The organism is Ochrobactrum quorumnocens (assembly GCF_002278035.1).
Lineage (GTDB): Bacteria > Pseudomonadota > Alphaproteobacteria > Rhizobiales > Rhizobiaceae > Brucella > Brucella quorumnocens.
This window is the reverse complement of record NZ_CP022603.1, coordinates 366521-389864: the sequence shown is the minus strand read 5'-3', so window position 1 is coordinate 389864 and position 23344 is coordinate 366521. Positions and strand designations below refer to the sequence as shown.

The following is a 23344-nucleotide window of genomic DNA, read 5'->3' as shown; positions in this document are numbered from 1 at the left end:
TGGTAATTTCTTTGTTCGCCGAATATTGCGTTTCATTTGTGCGATTTATCGCACATATATCTTTTCATGAAGTGCGGATTAATGCACAATAAGCTTTATGAAGGAAGCGCCTGTCTCAACGATCGAAACAAGCCCGTCACCCGCCAGCAATCGCCGGACATGGTGGATATTTGGTGTGATTTGCGCTGCCATTTTCGCAATGGCTTTCTGGTTTGTTGGCAATGCGGCGCGTGGCCGTGCTTTGCTCTCATTGGGTGAACAGACGCGAATAGATGCTAATCTAAACACGGCCCTCCTCCGTACTGTTCTGGAGAAACAGCGTGCACTTCCATTGGTTCTATCCAAAGACAAAGAACTGGCGGATGCGCTTGCAATGCCGAGTGCGGTGGTTGTGGACCAGTTAAACCGTAAACTGGAGGCACTCGCTGAAGGCACGCAAGCTGCTGTGATCTATCTTGTCGGCCTACACGGCTATGCGATATCGGCCAGCAACTGGCGCGAGCCTGACAGCTTTGTCGGCAACGACTATAAGTTTCGTCCCTATTTCAATGATGCTCTGAAAAATACCAATGCCGAATACTTTGCGCTCGGTAACGTTAGCCTTCGTCCAGGACTTTACATTTCGCGTCGGGTAGACGGGCCAAACGGACCGCTTGGCGTCGTTGTGGTGAAACTATCGTTCGATCAGCTCGAAAGCGATTGGAACGAAGCCGGTCGCCCGACTTTTGTGACAGACAATAGAAATATCGTGCTGATCACGACCATGCCGTCTTGGCGGTTCATGACCATTGGTGAACTACAGCCTCAGAATGTCGAAACCATCCGTAATAGCCTCCAGTTTGGCAATGCGCCTTTGAAGGCATTGCCACTATCGCTAAAGCCTGTGGCTGGCGATGATATGGTGCTGGTCGATGCCATTCTGCCCGGCTCGGCACGCAGCACGGACTTTCTGGCCATTCGCTCCCACGTGCCGAGCACACCATGGTTGATGTATAGCCTTGCTCCCATCAGACAGCCGGTTGAAGCGGCTATGCGTGAAGCGCGCCTGATTGCCTTCATTCTACTTGCGAGCATCGCCACTGTTGCAGGTATCCTATTGCGTCGTCGCCAACGTGTTGTTGCACGAATCGCCGATGCACAACGCAGACAGATTGAGCTGGAGCAGCGAGTAGCGGAGCGGACTCGTGATCTCATCACAGCGCGTGACCGTCTCGAAGCGGAAATCGGCGACCACCATAAAACGGAGACCATGCTGCAAGGTGTTCAACAAGACCTCGTTCATGCAAACCGACTGGCTATTATGGGGCAAGTAGCAGCGGGTGTCGCACATGAAATTAATCAGCCCGTCGCGACAATCCGCGCTTATGCAGACAATGCCCGCACCTTCCTTGATCGAAAGCGCCTGGATGAAGCAGCTGATAATCTGGCTGAGATTGCATCGCTTACGGAACGCATCGGAACCATTACAGGCGATTTGCGCGCGTTCGCTCGTAAAGGTCATCGTGCCTCCGAGCCTGTGCCGCTTGCACAAGTAATTTCCGGCGCATTGGTGCTGCTTCGCAGCCGGTTTGCGGGAAGTATGGATCAGCTCAATATCGAACTGCCTGCGCGTGACCTCTGCGTAGCCGGACATTCAATTCGACTTGAACAAGTGCTTATAAACTTGTTTCAAAATGCTCTGGAAGCTGTTGAAAATAAAGGTAATAAAGGTCACATAGAAGTTAGAACAAAAGCTCTGTCAAAAAGCGTTGTGCTCACAGTTTCTGATAATGGCCCCGGTATTCCGCAGCAAATTCTGGATAACCTTTTTACGCCGTTCAACACCTCTAAGGAACGGGGCCTTGGGCTTGGTCTGGTGATCGTCAAAGAAATTCTGACCGATTACGGCGGCAAGATTTCAGTGAAAAGCAGCGCGTATGGCACTCTATTCCGCGTGGAATTTAAGAAAGCATGATGAACATTCCAGTCATACTCGTCGATGACGACAAAGCACTACGCCGTGCAACCAGACAGACATTGGAACTCGCGGGTTATGAAGTGTTGGATTTTGCTAGTGCCAGCGAAGCATTGGCCGCTATCAGCGGTTCATTCGAAGGGGTGATCGTTACAGATGTGCGAATGCCACAGATAGACGGGCTTGAGCTATTTGCCCGCATTCGTGAAATTGATCCCGATTTACCAGTTATTCTGATCACAGGTCACGGTGATATTCCTATGGCAGTTCAGGCCATTCAGGATGGCGCTTATGACTTCATTGCCAAGCCTTTCGCGACGGATAGGTTGGTTCACAGCGTTCTGAGAGCCGGAGAGCGGCGCAAGCTTGTTCTGGAAAACCGCAGTCTGCGTCAGATGGCCGATGAAGCGCAGAATGATATGCCGCTCATAGGCCAAACGCCCGCGATTGAAAATCTTCGCCGCACGATACGCGACATTGCCGACACGGATGTCGATGTGCTGATTGCAGGAGAAACCGGCAGCGGCAAGGAAGTTGTGGCTCAATTGCTTCACGATTGGGGCCGAAGACGAAAAGGCAATTTCGTTGCACTCAACTGCGGAGCATTGCCTGAAACTGTGATCGAAAGCGAATTGTTCGGCCATGAGGCGGGAGCTTTCACCGGTGCTCAGAAAAAACGTGTTGGTCGTATTGAGCACGCGAGCGGCGGTACTCTGTTTCTTGATGAGATCGAAAGTATGCCAGCCGCAACACAGGTAAAGCTGTTGCGCGTGCTGGAAATGCGCGAGATTACCCCACTTGGAACCAATGAAATCCGGCCAGTTGATCTTCGCGTTGTCGCAGCAGCCAAGATTGATCTCGGCAGCCCCGACCAACGGGGTGATTTTCGCGAAGACCTCTATTATCGGTTGAATGTCGTCACACTGACCATTCCGCCCTTGCGCGAACGCCGCGAGGATATTCCCCTTCTTTTCTCGCATTTTCTTGCGCGTGCTGCGCGGCGCTTTAATCGAGATATTCCCGTACTGGACGCCTCCACGCACCGACATCTCATGGAGCATAACTGGCCTGGCAATGTCCGCGAACTTGTGCATTTTGCGGAGAGATTTTCGTTGGGCGTGTCCGCTCCTGCCAAGTCTGCGCCGGTTCTGGATGAACAAGCAACGCTACCAAAGCGGCTTGAATTTTATGAAGCGACACTCATCCGCGAGACGCTTGCAACAAACAATGGCGATGTGCAGCAAACGCTCGAAGCCCTCGGCATCCCGCGTAAGACCTTTTACGACAAGATGCAGCGCCACGGCATAAATCGAGCGGATTACAAATCCGACGGCTAACACTTCCTTTTATCGAGGTGCCGCGATCAGGTGGCCTGTTGATGCATGTTGCATAACGTCCATCTGAATGCCGTAAATCTCTTTAAGCTGTTCCGGAACCATAATGCCGGTCGGTGTCGATTGCGCGATGAGACGACCGCTGTGTAGTGCGAATACAGCATCGCAGAAACGCGAAGCCATATTCACATCGTGAAGTACGACGAATACACTCAGGTTCTTTTCATGCGAGAGTTTCTGCACAAGCGAGAGAACATCAATCTGGTGAGCAATATCGAGCGCCGATGTCGGTTCGTCCAGCAGCAGGCATTCTGCATCCTGTGCGACCAACATTGCCAGCCAAACGCGCTGACGTTCGCCACCCGAAAGCGTATCGACCATGCGATCCACGAAACGCGAAATACCCGTCAATTCGATGGCTTCATCGACCTTTTGACGGTCAATAGCGCTAAAGCGACCAAGAGCGCCGTGCCATGGATAACGACCAAGTGCCACCAGCTCTTTAACCAACATGCCCGATGCTGCCGCTGTTTGTTGCGGTAGATAAGCGAGCTTGCGCGCAAACTCGCGATCACCCCAATCGTTCAATGGCTTGCCGGCAAAACGCACTGTTCCGCCCGACGCGGGATGCTGACGGGCCAGAATTTTCAGAAGCGTCGACTTTCCCGATCCATTATGTCCGATGAGTGCTGTCAGGCTTGCCGCTGAGATCGACATGGTCAACGGCTGCAACAAGGTGCGCCCGGGAACTGCGAAGCTGACATTCTCAAGTTCGAACAATGCGGAAGTCATTAATTTGTCCCGTTTTCGGATAGCTGCCGTGCGTTAAAACTATGTTTGGCCGGTTGATAGCAAAACATGACGAATATATACATGTTAAAATTGTTTCATCAGGAAAAATCCTATTGGGCTTCCATCCGCATATGAAAAGCCGCATCGAAGACGTCTGTTTGCTGGACGATCTTCATTATCGCGTCTGGAACGGCGCCATCGCGGATGTGTGGTCAGTCGAATGCGGTCCGGATGCGCGTGGAGAATATGTTTCGCAAGCCCCACGACTTTTTCTGGTGCTTGAAAGCCGTGGTGAACTGGCTATCAGGCCTGAGCAAAGCTCCCGTGCCATTGCACAAACCGCAGAGCAACCAAAACTTTGTTATATACCCGCTGGTATGACGATCTGGAGTCGCGTCACCAGACCGGGAAAGCTGAAACATCTTGATCTGCATCTCGACACCTGCGCGCTCCAACAGCGCTTTGGCAATGCGCTTGACGTTAATGCCATGGAGCGCCCGCGCCTGCTCTTCTCCAACACAAAAATAGAACAGATCGGCACTCTGCTTGCTGAAGAATGCCTGTCTGACGCGCCATTGCATGGGCTATATGGCGAAGGACTGATCAATGCGCTTGTCAGCGAGCTGTTTGAAGCGCGCCCCGAACAGGCAGCACGCACGAGCAAGCTTTCTCCGTGGCAGCTGCGCCGTGTCACTGATTTCATCGAGGATAATTATTATCGCATTATCCGCCTTCAGGAGCTGGCTTCACTGGCAGAGTTGTCAGAATCCTATTTCTGCAGCGCATTCAAAGCATCAACCGGCGTTTCACCTCATGCCTGGCAGATGAAGCGGCGCATTGAACATGCGCGGTTATTTCTCCTGCAGCCTCGTGCTTCTCTGCCTCATATAGCGGCTGTCACCGGCTTTTCTGATCAGGCCCATTTTACGCGCGTATTCAAGAAGTTGACCGGTATCACGCCAGCCGCATGGTTACGTTTGCAATCATAAAACGATCCTGTGGCTGTTTCGTCATATTAGCGAAATATCGTTCAATTTAGCAGAATATCGATCAATCTTCGCGATATATCCTGATGTAAATACTCATATTAACTTGCAGCTTGATCAGAGTTCGCAATGATTGTGCCTGAGAATATATCCAGAGAGGAAATTCTCGCGTTACGCAGGCACTTATCAATTTATATGAGGGGCCATAGCCGTATGACAATATCGATGAAGCAAAAAATGATGACGCTGTTGGCAAGCGGAACGGCTCTCGCCCTGCTTCCATTCACAGGTGCGTCGACTTACGCACAGGATGCTGACACATCGATCCGTCTTGATACAGTTGTCGTACAAACTGGCAATGGCAAACCATCGGACGGCACTGCACCGGTAGAAGGCTTTGTTCCGGCTGCAACGACCACAGGCTCGAAAAGCAGTGTGGCGATCGAAAAAATCCCGCAATCTGTTTCTGTCGTTGGGCGCGATCAAATGGACGCTATTGGCGCACAGAAGCTTGATGAAGCTTTGCGTTACACGCCGGGCGTACTCGGCCAGCCTTTCGGCGTCGATAACGATACGAACTGGATTTATATTCGCGGTTTTGAAGCGACGCAGTACGGCACCTACTTGAATGGCCTTCAAAACTTCAGCTATGGTTTCGGTGGCTTCCTTATCGATAGCTTCGATATAGAGCGTATTGATGTTCTGCGTGGTGCTTCTTCAGCACTTTATGGCGGCACCAATCCAGGTGGTATCGTCAACTATATCAGTAGACGTCCGACCGGTGAGCCCATCCGCTATCTGGAAGCTGGCATTAACAGCTATGGTAACGGTTATCTCGGCTTCGATATCGGCGATAAAGCTACCGAAACCGTCAATTACCGCATCAACGGTAAGATTCAGGGTGGCGACAACTACACTGACTATTCCAAGGAATTCCGCGGCGTCATTTCACCGAGCATTGAATATAAGCCGGATGAAACAACGCGCCTGACCATTCTGGGCAATTATACGCATCTCGACCTGACACATGATGGCGGCGGTTTCCTCCCATATTATGGTACTGTCGTTCCTACCGAGTTCGGCAAGATTTCGCGTAAGACAAATCTGACTGAACCAGATCTGGACGACTATAAGCGGGAGCAAGCCCAGATCGGTTATGAATTCGAACACCAGTTCGACAATGACTGGACCATTCGCCAGAATGTTCGCTACGGCTTTGCGCATGTCAAAGAACATAGCCTTTATGCATATGGCTATAATTATCTCCCACAGCCTGCTCCCGGCGATCCGAATGTCTCGCGCATCAACTTCAAACACGACACGACTGTGCATACGTTTCAGGCCGATAATCAGCTTGAAGGTACTGTAACTACCGGCGCCCTGACCCATAATCTGCTGTTCGGTGCGGAATATAGATATTTCCGCATCAATCAGATGCAGCAAACAGGCGGTGCTACACCAATCAACCCGTATGATCCGGTTTATGGTGAGCCGCAGGGGCCGATGTGGGACCCTTACATCGATCAGGATTTGCGACGTCATCAGCTCGGCGTCTATGCGCAAGATCGTATCGAATTTGGTGATGGCTGGATTGTGACGGCAAATGGCCGCTACGATTACGTCTGGACCGATGCGACTGGCCTGCCTGCATACGAGTATAATACAGGTCGCCTTTCTGGCCGTGCCGGTGTGGGTTATCAGTTTGACAACGGTCTTACGCCTTATCTTAGCGTTGCAACTTTCTTCAATCCGATCATCGAAACGCTTTATGACGGCAGCTATGCCCAGCCAGAAACGGGCACGCAATATGAAGTCGGCTTGAAATACCGCCCCGAACTGTTCGATGGTCTAATCACCGCATCGCTGTTTGATCTGACCAAAGAAAACGCAGTGACCGGCAGCAGCTTCGCTCGCGAACAGCTTGGCAAGGTCAATTCGCGCGGTCTCGAACTGGAAGTTCAGGCTAATATCACCGATGCATGGAAGATTACCGCTTCTGTCACGGCCTATGATCTCAAGATCAAAGAAAACGAGAGTAACGAGGCGCTTATTGGCAAGAGGCCATATCTTTTGCCTGAACAACAGGCTTCGGTCTTTGTTGAATACAAGGTGCCGGAAGGCAAGCTGGAAGGTGTAACTCTGGGTGGCGGTGTCCGCTATGTCGGTTCCTCTTATGCCGACGAAGAGAACACGCTAAAAGTGCCAGCAGTTGCCCTCGCCGATTTGAAAATCGGCTATGAAAAGGACAATTGGGGCATTGATCTCAACGTCACAAACCTGTTCGACAAGAATTATGTTGCCGGATGTCAGGGTGTCTTCGTCTGCGGATATGGCGAAGGCCGTAAGGCGCTTCTGAAGGTTCATACCAAGTGGTAAAATAGAAATCAGATTAAAATTAGATAAGAAAAACGCCCTGAATTCCCATATTCATGGCGTTTCTTTAATTCATATATTACAAATAGATAATAAGTTTTCTTAAAAGATCAATTCAGGACAAACTCAACAATCATCCGGCGGCGGAAAACATCCCGTCACCTGATGAACCTGCCTGTACCGCATGAAGGCGTTTGTAGCGCCCATTCTTTACAGACAGAAGTTCAGCATGACTGCCCTGCTCGACAATCTGACCACCCTCGACAACCATAATTCGATCTGCGTTGACGATGGTGGCAAGCCGATGCGCGATTACCAGCGTCGTGCGACCTACGGAAAGCTCCGACAAAGATTGCTGGATCGCGCGTTCAGTTTCCGTATCAAGTGCAGAAGTTGCTTCATCGAGGATCAGGATCGGTGGGTTGCGCAGGAAAATGCGCGCAATGGCGAGACGCTGCTTCTGCCCACCCGAAAGCTTGACGCCACGTTCGCCGATAATCGTGTCATAGCCTTCTGGCATTGCAGCAATGACAGCATCAAGACGCGCACGACGGGCGGCGTCGGCAATGTCCTGATCACTTGCGTCCAGGCGACCATAGGCAATGTTTTCGCGGATGGTCCCCGCGAACAGAAAGACATCCTGACTGACAATTCCGATATTGTAACGCAGCGATTTCAAGGTCATATCGCGAATGTCGATGCCGTCGACCAGAATTGCCCCACCACTGACTTCGTAAAACCGCGGCAATAACGAGCAAATCGTCGTCTTGCCTGCCCCGGACGAACCAACAAAAGCGATTGTTTCGCCCGCACGGATAGCCATGTTCAGGCCATCGAAAATCGGTCGCTCTGAATTATAGCCGAAGCCAACATCGCGATATTCGATATCACCTTTGAGGCGTGCAACCGATTTCGCATTCGGACGATCGGCGATATCAGGACGTGTATCCAGAAACTGGATATAGCGTTGAAAACCGGCAATGCCCTTCGGATAAGTCTCGATAACCGAATTGATCTTATCGATAGGGCGGAAGAAGACATTAACGAGCAACAGGAAGCCGACAAATCCGCCAGCAGTCAGCTCGCCGCGCAAGACAAACCAGGCACCGGCAAGCATAACAACGACCTGCACAAAACGCATGGAGAGATAAGATAGCGACATAGAGGCTGCCATGATCTTGTAGGCGGCGAGCTTTGTTTTCTGATAGTTCTCGTTGCTTTCCGCAAAGAGTTTGCGTTCATGGTCTTCATTGGTGAAGGCTTGCACGACGCGGATGCCACCGACATTTTCTTCGATACGGGCGTTAAAATCGCCGACACGACGATAGAGAGCATGCCATGTGGTGGTCATGCGGCCACCGTAGCGCAGCGTGACATAAGCACAAAGAGGCACGATAACCGCTGTGATTAACGCCAATGGAACGTGAACCCACATCATCAGGCAGAACGCACCAATCAGCGTCATGATAGCGATGAACAGATCTTCCGGTCCGTGGTGGGCGACTTCGCCGATCTCCTCGAGATCCTTGGTCAATCTGGCAACCAAATGGCCAGTTTTCTGATTATCGAAGAAGCCGAAGGACAGCTTTTGCAAATGGTCGAAAGCCTTACGGCGCATCTCGGTCTCGATATTGATGCCGAGCATGTGTCCCCAATAGGTCACGATAACCTGAAGAAACGCATTGAGCACGTAAATCCCAAGCAAACCTATGGCTGCCAGTGAAATAAGGCCGAGCTGGCCAGTTGGCAGCAGCCTGTCGATGAAGAGCGTTACTGCAATCGGAAAGGCAAGCTCCAGAAGACCCGCGGCCACAGCACTTGAAAAGTCCAGTATAAACAAACCGCGATGCGGTCGGTAATAGCTGGCAAAGCGTTTCAACAAATCGGCCATGGCGTGGCTCCTTCTATTCACAATTAGTAGGGTGCCTAGCGCATTCCGTTTGGGAGTGAAAGGTTATTATGACCTCCTGGATCGGCATTCTTTGGGTAAGGACATTTTTCGATAGAGTGGGCGGCGTTTGATTGTATTTCTACCGCTCACTCTAGATTCCGCTTGCTTTAACCAGCCATGAAACCAACAGCATCCTTGTTCCAATAACCGGCAACGAGTGTACTTTCCCTACTCTTACCGAGTGTTTGCCGCCAATACTGTCGAACAATCTTGGCCTGATCCGCCTCGCCCGCAAACCAGCCGAAACTATCCGGACCTTCTGGCCATTCTGCTTCGCAGAGAACTTGCGTCAATTTTTCTGCGGCACGTTTCTGATCTGAATCCACAATCCAGTCGACGGAAACACCTTGTGGATGCCGCAAAGTTTGTACGTCTTTTTCACTATCAACTGCGATGATAACGCGACCCGTCACGTCTGCGGAAAACTCCTCAAGCATACGTCCAATAGCTGGTAATCCGGTCGCGTCGGCACCAATGAGATAACGGGCTGCCTGGCGCAACGGACGTCCCACAGGTCCCGTCAGGCCGATAGTGTCGCCAATCTGCGCGCCTTTAGCCCACTTGCAGGCCAAGCCTTCCACTTCATGCAGATAGAAGTCAATTTCTAGCCAGCCTGCATCGATATCAAGACCACGGATCGTATAGGCACGTGATGCCGGTTTGCGCGCTTCATCTGGCCAGAACGGCAGGCCGTTTGGTCCCATGATAGGCCATACAGGCCGAGATACCTCTTCTGTTGGAAGCAGCAAGCGAACATGCATTGCGCCAAAGAGTGAAAACCGCTTCAAATCTTCACCTGCCAGCCGCACGCGCAACATATGCGGTGTGAACAGGCTCGTCGACAGCACACGCATCAACCGAAACTGTGGCAAAACCTGTTCGCCTGCATGATCGCCTTGCCACACAATCTCCGGCGCTTCTTCTTTGGTGTAAAGCTTGATCGCCACCGCCGCGAGGTCTTTCAGACGATGCAGGCCGATATCCTCATCAGCGAAAAGCGAAACGCGATAGCCGCTATCAGCGGCATCGATTTCGATTCGACCGAAATCGTAACCGAATGAATGGCGACCTTCATGACTACCATATTGCGCCTGATAGGAATGCAGCCGATCAATAATGTTCGGCAGATAGGCTTCACCGTTTTGAAGGCTAATATGGGAATGGCTTGTCAGCTTGGAGGTCGGTACTGATGACATCTTAGACACGGCTTTTCTCAATCTTTTCTTTCCACAATCTCATAGCATAAACATGAGTATTCTGGAAAAGTTTATCATTTTGATTAAGGCTTGTTAGGGAATGGTGGGCGAGGCAAATCGCCTCGCCTGCTGCAAAGTTATCCGCCGATGCGACCGGTGATGGCGACCATAAAGGTACGCCCCTTTGCCTGTTCGATATCCGTGCTGGTAGCCCAGCCAGTCTGTGCATCGGTATAGGCTTTGTTGAAGAGGTTATCGACGCCGAAGTCGAGCTTCACATTGTCCGTAACCTGCCAGTTGGCGAAGACATTTACGAGATCCACGCGCGGATAGACTTTGACGCCGCCTGTTGTAAGCGCGCGATTGACCTTGCCCACACTTTCATATTCGACACCGTAGACGAGCTTTTCGTCAAACGCCTTAAGGCCGAGCGTTGCACTAAGGTTGTTGAGCGGTGTGTTGCTTAGGCTTTCGCCTTTGTAGACACCATCCTTCATTTCCGCGTCGGTGTAAGAAGCTGCGAGGTTCACGTAGCCCCACCAGTTGTCATAGGTGCCTTCAAGCTCAACCCCGCGCAGACGTGCATCGCCGACATTCTCAGATGTCGTCACGTTGCCGGTCTTGACGGTGTTGATGTAATTCTTGACGTCTGTATGGAAGAAGTTGAGCTTGGCGCGGACCTGATCGCCTGCATCCAGAATGCCGTCCTGGCGAAGATTGACACCGAATTCATAAGAGGTTGCGACTTCAGGCTTCAAGAGCAGGTTCGGTTCATATCCCGAACCGTGCGCTCCGTTCTGCCTGAACATATCTTGCATGTGGGGAACACGATAACCCTGCGAATAAAGGCCGTAGAACTGAACGCCATCCCACGGTGTCACACCGACGCTGAAACGCGGAGAAACGCGATTGCCATCAACGCTGACGTCTTCCGAAGGCAGGACATTGGTGGCCTTGGTCGTGCCGTCGAGACGATAGCCATCGTAACGGAGAGCACCGATCAGCTCGAGCCACTTCTGATAATCGCCCTGCCATTGAATAACACCGCCATAAGCCTGCTGTTCACCGTTGCCGAAGTTGTCGGTGTCGGATTTTCCGCGCATCTTATAATAATCAACGCCATAGGTAAGCGTATGGCTCATGGTCGTCGTTTCAAAGCGCGAGCTGTTATAGGCGCGGAAACCGGCTGTCGAAACGTCGTAATAACGCGTCTTGCCGATACTGGCCTTTGGCCAAACCTGATACTGATCATTGTCGGTGTCGCTGTAATAGGCATTAACCGACAGGTCCCAAAACGGATTATCGTCAGGCTTATAGGTGTAGTTGCCGGTATAGGTGCTGACGATCGTTTCGGCATTATAACGCGACAATGTGCTGGATGTTGATCCGCTGCTGCCTGTCATGATGTCGTTATATTTCTGGCGCTGGAAACCGAGTTTTACTTCGTGACCATCGGCCGGGCGGATCGTAACTTTGCCCAGACCGCTGACGACGCGTTCTCCTGTCCAGCGGACAACATCGCCATCGCCATTCTTATAGGCATCACTATCACGATAGTTGATATTGCCAATGACATCGAAATTTGGGTTTAAGCGATAGGCGCCAACCGTGCTGGTCATCCAACCGTTTCCGTTACTTTCGTAACGCAGCTTTTCGCTCAACGCCCAGGTTTCGTCGTCGCGCAGGAAATCGCCGGCATCTTTGGTTTCAAAGGCGACAAGACCGCCGATACCCCCAGAACCATAGGCATTGGAAACAGGCCCGCGAATAACCGTTACCTGTTTGAGCATTTCCGGGTCAATATAGAATGAACCTGAGCCGTGACCGACGCGCCAATAGTCCTGACGTGCGCCGTCAATCGTTACTGCGACACGGCCATATTCCTGAAGGCCGCGAATATTGATGGATGTCGCCGGATCATCACCATTCAAAGAGGCATGGACACCTGGTGTCGAACGGAAAATATCAGCGGCAGTAGTTGCCTGAATGCGATCCAGCTGCTGCTGCGTGATGACACTCGTTGATGCCATCGCATCAATAGCGGCCTGGTTCTGAATATTGGGTGAAATGGTGATTGTATCGAGCTGAAGTGCCTGCTCTTTCTTTTGAGCTTGCTGTCTTTCCTCAGCTGTCTTCTGATTCTGAGCAGTCTGCCCAAAAGCGGGCATCGCAATCAGGAGACTTAAACCAATTGCTCCACTTAAAACTGTTGTTTCCAACAGATAGCTGCCAAGTCTCGACTTCATTTTCATTGCAACCCCCGAATTGGCCTTCACCGCCATGCCACTAAGATGATAAAAATACTCATATTAATTGGAGGCTATATTAATCCTGATATTATGAGTCAACTTTAATTATATGAATGGGGATAAGGGGTGCGCGCAGGTTGTGAAATGTGAGGCATTGCGTGGCTTTAATCGATTAAAGAATACAGCGTTAAGTTTGCCGAGTTAAGTCATATCTGATGTCAAATAGTGTAATTTTTTGCAGAACGGTGAAATAATTACACTATGTAAGTTGGGGAATGAAGACGTTGTAATTAAAGCTTGGTAGCTATTTTGCATCAACACTTAAATGTACATTAATTTCAGTAATTTCTGAAAATTAGAGCTGAATATAAAGGGGTTGCTTTTTGATCGCTTGCGGTTATTGTCGGCTCCACTTGGAGGAGGATCGAGCCGCCCCAGCGCGTTTATCGCTGCGGGGCGGTCTCTTTTTTTGAGCTATTCATAAATGCATAACTGCCTTGCAGCATCGCCTCTTGTAAGTGGCGGGCCTCGCTCCTATTTTGGGCTTGTTCAGTTTCACTCCTCCTCCCAGAAACTGAACGCGAAGCGCGGCACTCCTCCTCCCAGTCGCGCTTTACAGATCAGCCCGTTGCACACTCCTCCTCCCAGTGCAGCGGGCTTTCTTGTTTTTAGAGCACATCCGAAGATGTGTGAAATGCCTACGCGCTGCGTAGATTCAATCGTTTGGAGCGTGCTTGTGTAGCGCCCAAGTGCACACACGGCGCTTTATCCCTGTGCACTTCCCGAGTCTTTTCAATCAGCTTTCTTTTGCGGAGCGACATCTGTCTTCTGTTCTTGTGCGAGAAGAGACCAGGCAGCGATAAACATGGCAGCAATCATCGGGCCAACGACAAAGCCATTAATTCCCACCAGCGAAATACCGCCGATTGTCGAGATAAGCACGACAAAGTCGGGCATGCGCGTACCTTTACCAACCAACGGCGGGCGCAAGAAGTTGTCGATCAGGCCAATCACGAAAACGCCTACGAATATCAGAACTGCTGCTTTTATCCAGATGCCGTTGACCATGAACCAGATGGCGGCGGGTCCCCAAACGAGAGAAGCGCCGACAACCGGAAGCAGTGAGAAAATCGTCATCATCACGCCCCAAAGCAATGCCGCCTCGATGCCAAGAAACCAGAAGGTCAAGCCGCCAAGTGTTCCTTGAATAAGCGCAATGATGATGTTGCCTTTAACCGTGGCGCGAATAACCGCAGTGAACTTTTCCAGAATTTGGCCGGTATATTCTTCGCTAAGAGGAATTGTTTGGCGAATTTTGGCACCCAGCTCAGCGCCATCGCGGAACAGGAAAAACAGCAGATAAATCATGATGCCGAAGCTTATGAAGAACTGGAGCGTGTTCTGGCCAAAACTCACCAACCGACCAGCAAAGATCTGACTGCCCTGCAAAATGGCGGATGAAATGCGCGAACGCCATTCAGCAAAACTGCCGAGTTCAAAACGAACCATCCATTCTTCAAGTGAGTCAGGCAACGCTCCTAATATGCTGGTGATATAGCTATTGAGATCAAACTCACGCGTACTGAGCCGCTGATAGAGCGAGTTGCCTTCCTGAACCAGCGATCCAAAGATCAAAAGCGTTGGAATGATCACCAGACAAATACACATCAACACCGATAACAGCGCGGCAACATTGCGTCGGCCATTCAGAACTCTCAGCAGCCATTGTTGAACAGGGTAGAAAATGACCGCAAGGATGACGCCCCAAAGCACTGCGGAATAATACGGAATAAGCAGCCATGCGAAGGCTATAGTGACCAGAGCCAGAAGAATGTAGAAGCTTACGCGCTGGACGGACATGAGATCTCTTCAGTCTGGAGTTGGCATCAAACGTGAGTGCAATTCAATTTGCATCCAACAAACCCTAAATCATTTGAGCCAAAAGTGCGAAGCGGTTTCGTGGAAGACGAATACGTTAAAACAAATAGATAGAGTGGTTTCAACGATTCAATATTGAATGAGATCATTCCCCTGATTGGGCATGTGACGTTTACAGGAATGATCAGGGACAAGCCGTTATAATGAAGTATTTTATCCATTTCTAATAAGCATTGTGACCACGCCACTTCCATATTGTTTATGATGATAATTAATATTGTTGACAATTTTTAATATGTGGCGTTCAATCCATCATGCTCTTCTCCATCAAACGAGAGAGGGGTGATTTAAACAAGGGGAATAAAAATGTTTAACAGACGCGCAGTTATTAAAACTGCGGCGCTGGGCGCCGTGTCACTTTTTGCGCTCATGTCCGCCAATGCCTCCCAAGCAGCAGACAAAGAACTCAAAATCGGCTTTGTCGGTGTAACGAGTGGACCGGCTGCATCATGGGGTACTTCCAACGTTCGTTCGATGCAGGTACGTGCCGACTGGCTCAATGAGTCCGGTGGTGTGAAAATCGGTGACGATACTTACAAAATTAATATCGTCACATTCGATGATCAGAAAGATCCAAAACGCGCCATCGCTGGCATGGAAAAAATGGCTCAGGAAGGCGTACATTACGTTGTCGGACCTAATGTCGATGACGGCGCAGCCGCTGTTCGTCCAGTCGCCGAGTCCAAAGGGATTATTTACTTCCCTTATTCATTCCCGAAAGAACTTTACACGCCGCCAGCATCCAATGCCGTTCTTGGTATGATCGCTAACTATCAGTCAGGTCCGGCGATCTATAAATATCTCAAGGACAATAAGGGCATTAAGAGCGTTGCGTTCGTCGCCGCCAATGAATCTGATCCACTGAGCCAGCGCGATAGCGGCATTGAGGCTGCCAAAGCTCTTGGCCTTGAAGTGGTCTCTACCAGCGACGCTTATCAGAACGACACACGTGACTTCACGCCGGTTCTGACGCCAATTATCATGCAGAAGCCTGATCTTCTCGTTCTTTCTGGCGTTGCGCCCGGGAATGCGCCTCTTTTGATCCGTGCTGCACGTGAACTCGGTTACGAAGGCTTCATTTCAACAGAAACCGCACAGGATGCCAAGGTTCTTGAAGAAGGCGCGGGCGAGCTCGCGAATGGCTTCATTTCCGTAGGAGGTGCTTCTACGCCAGAAATCGCGTCTGACACCATGAAGGAATTCGTTGATCGCTACACCAAAGCCTATGGCGAGTATAATGACGAGTCCAACACCAAGGTTTATGCGCTCGATTACATTATCGAAACAATCAAAGCCAATCCGGCAGCAATCGATGATGTCAAAGAATTCATGAAGACCATGGATACCTTCTCGGCAAAGAATCCTTTCGTGAAGGGTGATGACGCGAAGCTGACTTATGTTGGCACAACGTCATTTGGTCAGAAGCGCCAGATCGGCATTCCTATGGTTGTTACAGAATACAAGGACGGCAAGTTCGAAACGCTGTTTGTGGCGCAGGTCGACTAAACGACAGCGCTTAAAACAATTGCCTGATGCGGTGTCGATATATTCCGCATCAGGCCTCCCAACCATAAAGAACTGTCACGGAGGCTTTGGCGTAGCCCTGTCTCCGCAGGGGGAGTCTGCCTTCATGGAACAAATTATAGCCAATGGGCTGTATCTTGGTGCGCAATATGCACTGATCGCGTTAGGTTTGACGCTGATCTTCGCTCTGATGAACGTCCTCAATTTCGCGCACGGCCAGATGTATGTGCTCGGCGGCTTCGTCACTTACACGATCTATGGCCAGCTTGGATTACCATTTGTCGTGGCATTGCTCGCTTCAGCAGTCACATTGATGATTGTGGGCGCGTTGATTGAGAAGCTGTTGTTCAGACCCGTTATTAAACGAAGTCTGCGAGATGAAAGTACGATGCTGCTTGCAGCGGCGGTCGCGTTCTTTCTTGATGCAATTATCCTTCTACTCTTTGGCGAAAAGCAGCGTGGCGTACCGAAAATCATAAACGGTGTCTTCGTTTCTGATTGGCTGATAATGCCTTATGACCGCATGTTGATCGGCGCGCTCGCCGTCATCTTCATCGCAGCTTTCGTTCTCTTTATGCAATTCACGAAACCCGGTCGCGCCATGCGCGCGCTCGCTCAAGACCGCGTAGCTGCGCAGTTGATGGGTGTGAATGTTGACCGTTACTCCATGATCGGCTTCGCAATGGGGGCTATGCTGGCAGGCCTGGTCGGTGGTCTGTTGGTCGCCATTACCGGTGTTAATTCAGGCATTGGTGGAGCAATTTCCATCAAGGCTTTCATGATGGTGATGATTGGTGGCGCAGGTGTCGTCAGCGGTGCAATTGCCGGTGGCTTCATCCTTGGCATGTTGGAGTCGGTCGGCCTCACCGTGCTGCGTCCTTACGGTGATATCACCTATCTCGTCATCTTTGCCGGACTGATGGTCTTCCTCAGTCTTCGCCCGAATGGGCTTATGGGCAAACCTTGGGGTTGATGGGGGCAATCATGACAAAGACAACAAAAATTCTCGGTGTCGTTGCCTTTCTCGCACTCGTGCTAATTGGCATTCCGCTGCTCATCGAAGTGACCGGACGTAGCGACCTCTATTATACCCTGACCTCGGTAGCTCTGTTATCTATCGTCAGCGGTGGTGTGTGGCTTACCTTCTACATTGGCCGCATCAATATCGGTCAGGGTGCCTATGCACTGATGGGGGGCTATGTCTCGGCCATTCTTATGGTCAAATACGGCGTTTCTTTCTGGCTGACACTACCATTGGCCGGTCTGTTCTGCGCCTTCGCCAGCATCCTTATTGGCATTCCGATCCTGCGACTGCGCGGCGTTTACTTCGCCATGGTCACTCTGGTGCTCACAGAAGTTGCGCGTCTGCTGGCGATGGCCCTACCAATCACCAATGGTGCGAAAGGCATGGTAAGCATCCCGATGCCCGGTGGCATATCAATATTCGGTCTGACCATTTTGCCAGATTTCGCAACGCTACAGAACCCGCGTGCAGCTTTCTATTATGTGTCGGTTGTATTGATGGTGCTGTGCTTTGCCGGACTTTATCGGCTTATTCATTCGCGTATTGGCGGGCTTTGCCAGTCGCTGCAACAGAATGAAGAACTCGCCTCCTCCATTGGCGTCAACATCACCTATCTGCGCGTACTGGCCTACGCCATTTCCTCTTTCCTTGGCGGTCTTGGCGGCGCTATGTTTGTGGCAATCTCGCAGTCAATCTATCCTTCAAGCTTCACCGTCACGGACTCCGTTAACTTCATGCTCAACTGCTTCCTTGGCGGCCTTGGCTATGTTTTCGGTCCCATCATCGGCACTTTTGTTCTCTATTTCGGTTGGGATTTCCTGTTCCAGACCGGAAAGTTCCAGCTCCTTATCTTCTCAAGCCTGTTGATCATTCTGATGTTGTTCCTGCCTAACGGCCTGCTCAGCCTTCGACTGACTGGCAAGAAAGGATCGAGATCATGAGTGCACTTCTAGAAATTAAAGGGCTGACGAAGCGTTTTGGTGGACTTGTGGCGGTCAACGACGTTTCCTTCTCGGTCAAGGAAAAGGAAATTCTATCGGTGATCGGACCGAACGGTGCGGGAAAGTCGACCCTTTTCAAGCTGATCGCGTCCTTTATCACACCGACGACTGGCGAAGTTCGCTTTAAAGGTGAATGTATATCGGGGCTTGCTCCGCATATTGTTGCCCGTAAAGGCGTGGTTCGCACATTTCAGGAAACAACTATCTTCAAAGGCATGACGGTGCGTGACAATGTGATTGTCGCTCATCATTTGCGCGCCAAAGCAAGTTTCCTCGGATGTTATGTCGGCACGGGGCTGGCTCGACAAGATCAGGAGGAGTTTGGCCGCTCTGCGGACGAAATTCTGGATTTTCTGGGACTTGGCAGTCAGCGCAATGAAGTTGCACAGAACCTCCCACATGGCCATCTTCGCGCACTTGGCATTGCGATCGGACTGGCAACGGAGCCTAAAATCCTGCTGCTTGATGAACCTTTTGCGGGCATGAACCACGACGAAACCGTCAAGGCGGTGGAAATGGTGCGCGCGGTGCGAGACCGTGGCGTTACCGTTCTTCTCGTTGAGCACGATATGCCAGCCGTCATGAATATCTCCGACCGGATCGTTGTCATCAATTTCGGTCAGAAGATTGCGGAAGGCACGCCCAAGGAGATTCAGGAGAACGAGAAAGTCATCGAGGCCTATCTTGGCGCAGAAGATGAAACGATTGGATACTGATCATGACAGAGCTTCTGAAAGTTACTGATGCTGAACTCTATTATGATCACGTCTATGCCCTCAAAGGCGTTTCGCTAACGGTCAACCAAGGCGAAACAGTCGCCCTCATTGGTGCGAACGGTGCTGGAAAATCCTCAATTCTGCGAGCGATTACAGGGCTGAACAAACTGCGCAAAGGCGAGATTTATTTCGAAGGACGTCGTCTTGATGGCACCCGTTCGGATACGATTGTTGAAATGGGTATCGCTATGGTTCCGGAGGGACGCCGTGTCTTTCCTTATATGAGCGTACGCGACAATCTCTTGATGGGGGCTTTTACGCGATCCGGTAAGGCGGAAATTGCCAACACGCTGGAAATGGTGATGGGCCGCTTCCCTCGTCTTAAAGAACGCTACTCGCAAGCAGCTGGCACTATGAGTGGCGGTGAACAGCAGATGCTCGTCATCGGGCGCGCGCTGATGGCAAAACCTAAGTTGTTGCTTCTTGATGAACCATCACTGGGCGTCGCACCTAAGCTGGTGCAGGACATCGCTCGTTCAATCGTGGCCATCAATCGTGATGAAAAAGTGAGTGTTCTGCTCGTAGAGCAAAACTCGCGCATGGCGCTTCGTATCTCACAGCGGGCTTATGCGCTCACCACCGGCAAGATTGTGCTCTCGGGTAATTCAGAAGAGCTTATCTCAGACGAGCGCGTGAAGAAACTCTATCTGGGGGGCGAAATCTAATTCGCGACACCAGATCAGCAGCCGTATCGTGGGGGCATGCACGGCTGCTCGAATTCGGCTTAGAGGCAATGCTGTGCCTAAAGCATTTCCGGAAATCAAGATCAAGATTTCCTTTTAAAATAACAACTTGAAGCGTGGAGCGGAATTTATAATCGCTGTGCGCTTCAAGCCATCAACAACGATAAAAAAAGATGGTTTGAGGAAATGGACATACTTGTCGTCAACCCGAATACGACCGCTTCCATGACGCGGAAGATCGGCGAAGCTGCGCGCAGCGTAGCAATGGCCGATACCAATATCATAGCCGTCAATCCCAAGGACGGCCCACCCAGCATAGAAGGTTACTTCGACGAGGTATTTGCAATTCCTGGCTTAATCGGAGAAATGCAGAAGCATTCGTCGGCTGATGCTTGCATCATAGCTTGTTTCGACGATACGGGATTAGATGCTGCACGTTGTGCCAGCACAATGCCTGTGATTGGCATTGGTGAGGCTGCGTTCCACACGGCGAGCCTGATTTCAGGCAAGTTCAGTGTAGTGACCACCCTCTCCCGCTCGGTGCCTGCAATCGAGCATAATCTGGTTCGTTATGGCTTGGCGACGCGTTGCACTCGTGTAAGAGCCAGCGATGTTGCTGTTCTGGAATTGGAAGTTCCCGGCTCTGATGCGAGAAAGCGAATTTCTGAAGAGATAGCGCGTGCAATTCGGGATGATCATGCTGAAGCAATTGTGTTGGGCTGTGCGGGCATGGCCGATCTCGCTGCGTCCTTATCGCAAGAACATGGTTTGCCGGTGATTGATGGCGTGACAGCTGCAGTCAAGCTCTGTGAAGGGCTGGTAAGCTTAGGTTTGAAGACATCCAAACGAGGCGGATACCTTCCGCCACGGACGAAGGCCTTTGAAGGAATATTTGAACCATATTCACCAGGCCGGTGAATTGCGCATAAAGACGGAGCGGTTCCAGTGACTGAGGGTTGGCGGGAGCCGCTTTGTCTAACCTATCGATCCCATGTTGTAGATCAAATTGCCGAATTTGTTGACAATTATTGAGGTGAGTTCGATATGTACGTGAGAAGCTCTACGTGTTCGTAGAGTTTCCAGCGAACTGAATAACCTGGCAACCGGACACAAATGAATTCTTTTGGCTCTAACGCACCAGACACAACTGATAACGGCAATAGCAATGGGGGCGCGCGCTGGCACTCCGTTTATCAAGGCCTGCGTGACGCAATAGTTGGCCATCAGTTACTACCCGGCACCAAACTGCCGGAAGATGAGCTGGCAACGATATATTCTGTCAGCCGTGCAGTCGTGCGATCAGCCCTACAGGCGCTCTCGCATGATCGACTTGCGCGCCTTGAACCCAATCGCGGCGCATTTGTTGCAGAACCCTCGCGGGAAGAAGCGCGAGAAGTGTTTGAGGCTCGGACACTGATTGAGCCCGAAGTCGCAGCACTTGCAGCCAAGGTGGCAACGGCAGAGGATATTGCCAAGCTTCGCAAACATCTGGATGACGAACACGCGGCGCTTCATGCTGGCCGCGACAGCGATGCAATCAGGCTTTCGGCACGCTTTCACCTTGATCTTGCAGAGATTGCGGGACATTCCATTCTGGCGGGTTTCGTTGCAGAGCTGTTGCCGCGCTCATCGCTTATCATTGCGCTTTATTGGCAGCGCCGGGAAACGACCTGTGAAAGCCATGCACATAATGCGCTTGTTGACGCTATTGAGCAGCATAAAGTTGAAGAAGCTGAATCCCTGATGAAGACGCATATTCTGGACCTACTTGCCGGCCTCAATCTTGATCGCATGGAAAAAGAGCAGAAGCGCCTCTCCGATATTCTCCGTTAAATAAAAAGGCTGACCTTTGATCAGCTTTTTTATCAGACTTAAAGCATTTGCCGCAAAATCGCGAAGCAGTTTTGCATAAGGATAATGCGTAAAAACAAATAGTTAGAGCAGATTCAACGAACAAGCTTTGCTCTAACGCGGAAAACGTTGATTTTCCTCCAGAACATTCAGATCCATATGATTGCGCATATAGCGTTCTGATGCCTTCTGTAATGGTTGATAATCCCATGGATAGTAAGCACCGTTGCGGAGTGCTGGATAAACCACATGGCGGCGCGCCTGGCTTGCCCGTACCTGGCTATCATAAAGTTCAAGGTCCCAGCGTTGCGCGGCTTGGCCCGAAAGTCGCTCTAGTGTTTCTTTATGTTCAGGCGAAGCAGCCAGATTTTTTAATTCATCCGGATCATTGACGAGGTTGAACAATTGCGGCGGGTCAAATCGGCAAAGATTCAACTTCCACTCGCCTTCCCGCAAAGAAACCATCGGCGCGATGGTGCCCTCAGCGGCATATTCCATAGGCACTGCGCCACGCGGCTGCACACCTGAAGCAACATTGATAAGCGATACACCGTCCGTCCACGGCATGATGCCTTTAAGGTCTATACCCGCGAGATCAGAAAGCGTTGGCAGCACATCAAGCGTGGAGACGGCTTCTCCTACCAATCCCGGCGTTAACTGGGGTGCGGCAATCATCAGCGGTACGCGTGCAGAGCCTTCAAAGAAGTTCATCTTGAACCACAGACCACGTTCCCCTAGCATATCGCCATGATCGGAAGTGAATACGATCAGTGTGTTCTCGCTCATACCGCACCGCTCAAGCACATCAAGCAGATTGCCAATCTTGTCATCGACATAGGAGATATTGGCAAAATATGCCTGCCGAGCGGCTCTTATCTGCTCGCTAGTAATATCATAGTCTTCGGCCTTACAGGCGCGCAGCAGACGCTCGCTATGTGGGTCGATTTCGCATTCCGGCAAAGGCCCAATTTTCGGATCAAGCTCTGGAATATTTGCATAAAGATCGTGGAAACGCTTGCGGGCGACATAGGGGTCATGCGGATGTGTGAAGCTCACGGTCAAACACCAGGGGCGTTCATCATGACCACGCGCAAGATCGTAGAGCTTGGCTTCTGCCTGATAGGCGACTTCATCGTCATACTCGAGCTGATTGGTGATTTCTGCCGTTCCAGCACCGGTGATCGAGCCAAGATTATGATACCACCAGTCAATACGTTCGCCCGGCTTGCGATAATCAGGTGTCCAGCCAAAATCGGCAGGATAAATGTCTGTCGTCAGGCGCTGTTCAAAGCCGTGCAACTGATCCGGGCCGACAAAATGCATTTTGCCTGATAGGGCCGTCTGATAACCCGCATTGCGCAAATGGTGCGCATAGGTCGGAATTTCGGACGAAAACTCCGCTGCATTGTCATAGACGCCGGTTCGGGAAGGCAGTTGTCCCGACATGAACGATGCGCGTGCCGGAGCGCATAACGGGCTTGCTGTGTAGCAATTTGCAAAACGCACCGAGCGCTCGGCTAGTTTGCGTAAGTTCGGCGTGTGCAGAAACTCCGCGGGGCCATCAGGAAAGAAGGTTCCGTTCAGCTGATCAACCATCAGAACGAGGATATTCGGCTTTTTCATTTGGCTGTGACCATAAATTAAAAGAAATCAACGCAGAGCGGCGGACGCTGAAAACGCCCGCCGAAAAAGAATGCTTAGAGCATTTTCTA

General features: G+C 51.0%; 17 protein-coding genes. 11 read left to right on the top strand and 6 right to left on the bottom strand.

Annotation, left to right across the window (positions count from 1 at the left end; genetic code table 11):
* Window positions 1-97 precede the first annotated feature (97 nt).
* Window positions 98-1954 (top strand): sensor histidine kinase, encoded by a 1857-nt coding sequence (locus CES85_RS01950; protein WP_095444391.1) that lies wholly within the window; start codon window positions 98-100, stop codon window positions 1952-1954.
* The gene (locus tag CES85_RS01945; protein WP_208636279.1) at window positions 1951-3291 is read left to right on the top strand and encodes a sigma-54-dependent transcriptional regulator; all 1341 of its coding nucleotides are present in this window, start codon (window positions 1951-1953) and stop codon (window positions 3289-3291) included. Before CES85_RS01950 ends, CES85_RS01945 begins: the two co-directional genes overlap by 4 nt.
* Window positions 3292-3300: 9 nt before the next feature.
* Here the strand turns inward: CES85_RS01945 and CES85_RS01940 are convergent, their stop codons facing one another.
* On the bottom strand, window positions 3301-4080 hold the full coding sequence (locus tag CES85_RS01940; protein WP_095444390.1) for an ATP-binding cassette domain-containing protein: 780 nt from the start codon (window positions 4078-4080) through the stop codon (window positions 3301-3303).
* A gap of 131 nt (window positions 4081-4211) precedes the next feature.
* On the opposite strand from CES85_RS01940, the gene CES85_RS01935 reads away from it, so the two are divergent.
* Complete coding sequence (locus CES85_RS01935) at window positions 4212-5069, top strand: helix-turn-helix transcriptional regulator (RefSeq protein ID WP_244923198.1); 858 nt, start codon at window positions 4212-4214, stop codon at window positions 5067-5069.
* Window positions 5070-5279: 210 nt separating this feature from the next.
* Window positions 5280-7442: a TonB-dependent siderophore receptor gene (locus CES85_RS01930; RefSeq protein WP_095444388.1), complete on the top strand. Its 2163-nt coding sequence runs from the start codon at window positions 5280-5282 to the stop codon at window positions 7440-7442.
* Between the two features lie 130 nt (window positions 7443-7572).
* Here the strand turns inward: CES85_RS01930 and CES85_RS01925 are convergent, their stop codons facing one another.
* The 4 genes from CES85_RS01925 to CES85_RS01910 form a co-directional block, all read right to left on the bottom strand.
* Complete coding sequence (locus CES85_RS01925; RefSeq protein WP_095444387.1) at window positions 7573-9330, bottom strand: ABC transporter ATP-binding protein; 1758 nt, start codon at window positions 9328-9330, stop codon at window positions 7573-7575.
* Between the two features lie 167 nt (window positions 9331-9497).
* Window positions 9498-10586, bottom strand: coding sequence for a siderophore-interacting protein (locus CES85_RS01920; RefSeq protein WP_095444386.1), 1089 nt, complete (start codon window positions 10584-10586; stop codon window positions 9498-9500).
* Window positions 10587-10723: 137 nt separating this feature from the next.
* Window positions 10724-12838 (bottom strand): TonB-dependent hemoglobin/transferrin/lactoferrin family receptor, encoded by a 2115-nt coding sequence (locus tag CES85_RS01915; RefSeq protein ID WP_208636278.1) that lies wholly within the window; start codon window positions 12836-12838, stop codon window positions 10724-10726.
* Between the two features lie 789 nt (window positions 12839-13627).
* Entirely contained in the window at window positions 13628-14695 is a 1068-nt protein-coding gene (locus CES85_RS01910) for an AI-2E family transporter (protein ID WP_095444384.1), read from the bottom strand.
* 384 nt (window positions 14696-15079) lie between these two features.
* Between CES85_RS01910 and CES85_RS01905 the strand changes: the two genes are divergently transcribed.
* The 7 genes from CES85_RS01905 to CES85_RS01875 all read left to right on the top strand — a co-directional run bounded on the left by CES85_RS01905 (window position 15080) and on the right by CES85_RS01875 (window position 21614).
* Complete coding sequence (locus CES85_RS01905) at window positions 15080-16279, top strand: ABC transporter substrate-binding protein (protein WP_095444383.1); 1200 nt, start codon at window positions 15080-15082, stop codon at window positions 16277-16279.
* Window positions 16280-16403: 124 nt separating this feature from the next.
* Window positions 16404-17270, top strand: coding sequence for a branched-chain amino acid ABC transporter permease (locus CES85_RS01900; protein ID WP_024896230.1), 867 nt, complete (start codon window positions 16404-16406; stop codon window positions 17268-17270).
* An 11-nt stretch (window positions 17271-17281) separates the two neighbouring features.
* The gene (locus CES85_RS01895; RefSeq protein WP_095445655.1) at window positions 17282-18262 is read left to right on the top strand and encodes a branched-chain amino acid ABC transporter permease; all 981 of its coding nucleotides are present in this window, start codon (window positions 17282-17284) and stop codon (window positions 18260-18262) included.
* Window positions 18259-19038, top strand: a complete 780-nt coding sequence (locus CES85_RS01890) for an ABC transporter ATP-binding protein (RefSeq protein ID WP_095444382.1) — start codon at window positions 18259-18261, stop codon at window positions 19036-19038. The genes CES85_RS01895 and CES85_RS01890 overlap by 4 nt, the downstream gene beginning before the upstream one ends.
* A 2-nt stretch (window positions 19039-19040) precedes the next feature.
* The gene (locus CES85_RS01885; RefSeq protein ID WP_095444381.1) at window positions 19041-19763 is read left to right on the top strand and encodes an ABC transporter ATP-binding protein; all 723 of its coding nucleotides are present in this window, start codon (window positions 19041-19043) and stop codon (window positions 19761-19763) included.
* 204 nt (window positions 19764-19967) lie between these two features.
* Window positions 19968-20699, top strand: a complete 732-nt coding sequence (locus tag CES85_RS01880) for an aspartate/glutamate racemase family protein (protein ID WP_095444380.1) — start codon at window positions 19968-19970, stop codon at window positions 20697-20699.
* A gap of 195 nt (window positions 20700-20894) precedes the next feature.
* On the top strand, window positions 20895-21614 hold the full coding sequence (locus CES85_RS01875; protein ID WP_095444379.1) for a GntR family transcriptional regulator: 720 nt from the start codon (window positions 20895-20897) through the stop codon (window positions 21612-21614).
* Window positions 21615-21746: 132 nt separating this feature from the next.
* Here the strand turns inward: CES85_RS01875 and betC are convergent, their stop codons facing one another.
* A complete protein-coding gene (gene betC / locus CES85_RS01870) occupies window positions 21747-23255 on the bottom strand; it encodes a choline-sulfatase (RefSeq protein ID WP_095444378.1) in 1509 nt (502 codons plus the stop codon).
* Between the last annotated feature and the right edge of the window lie 89 nt (window positions 23256-23344).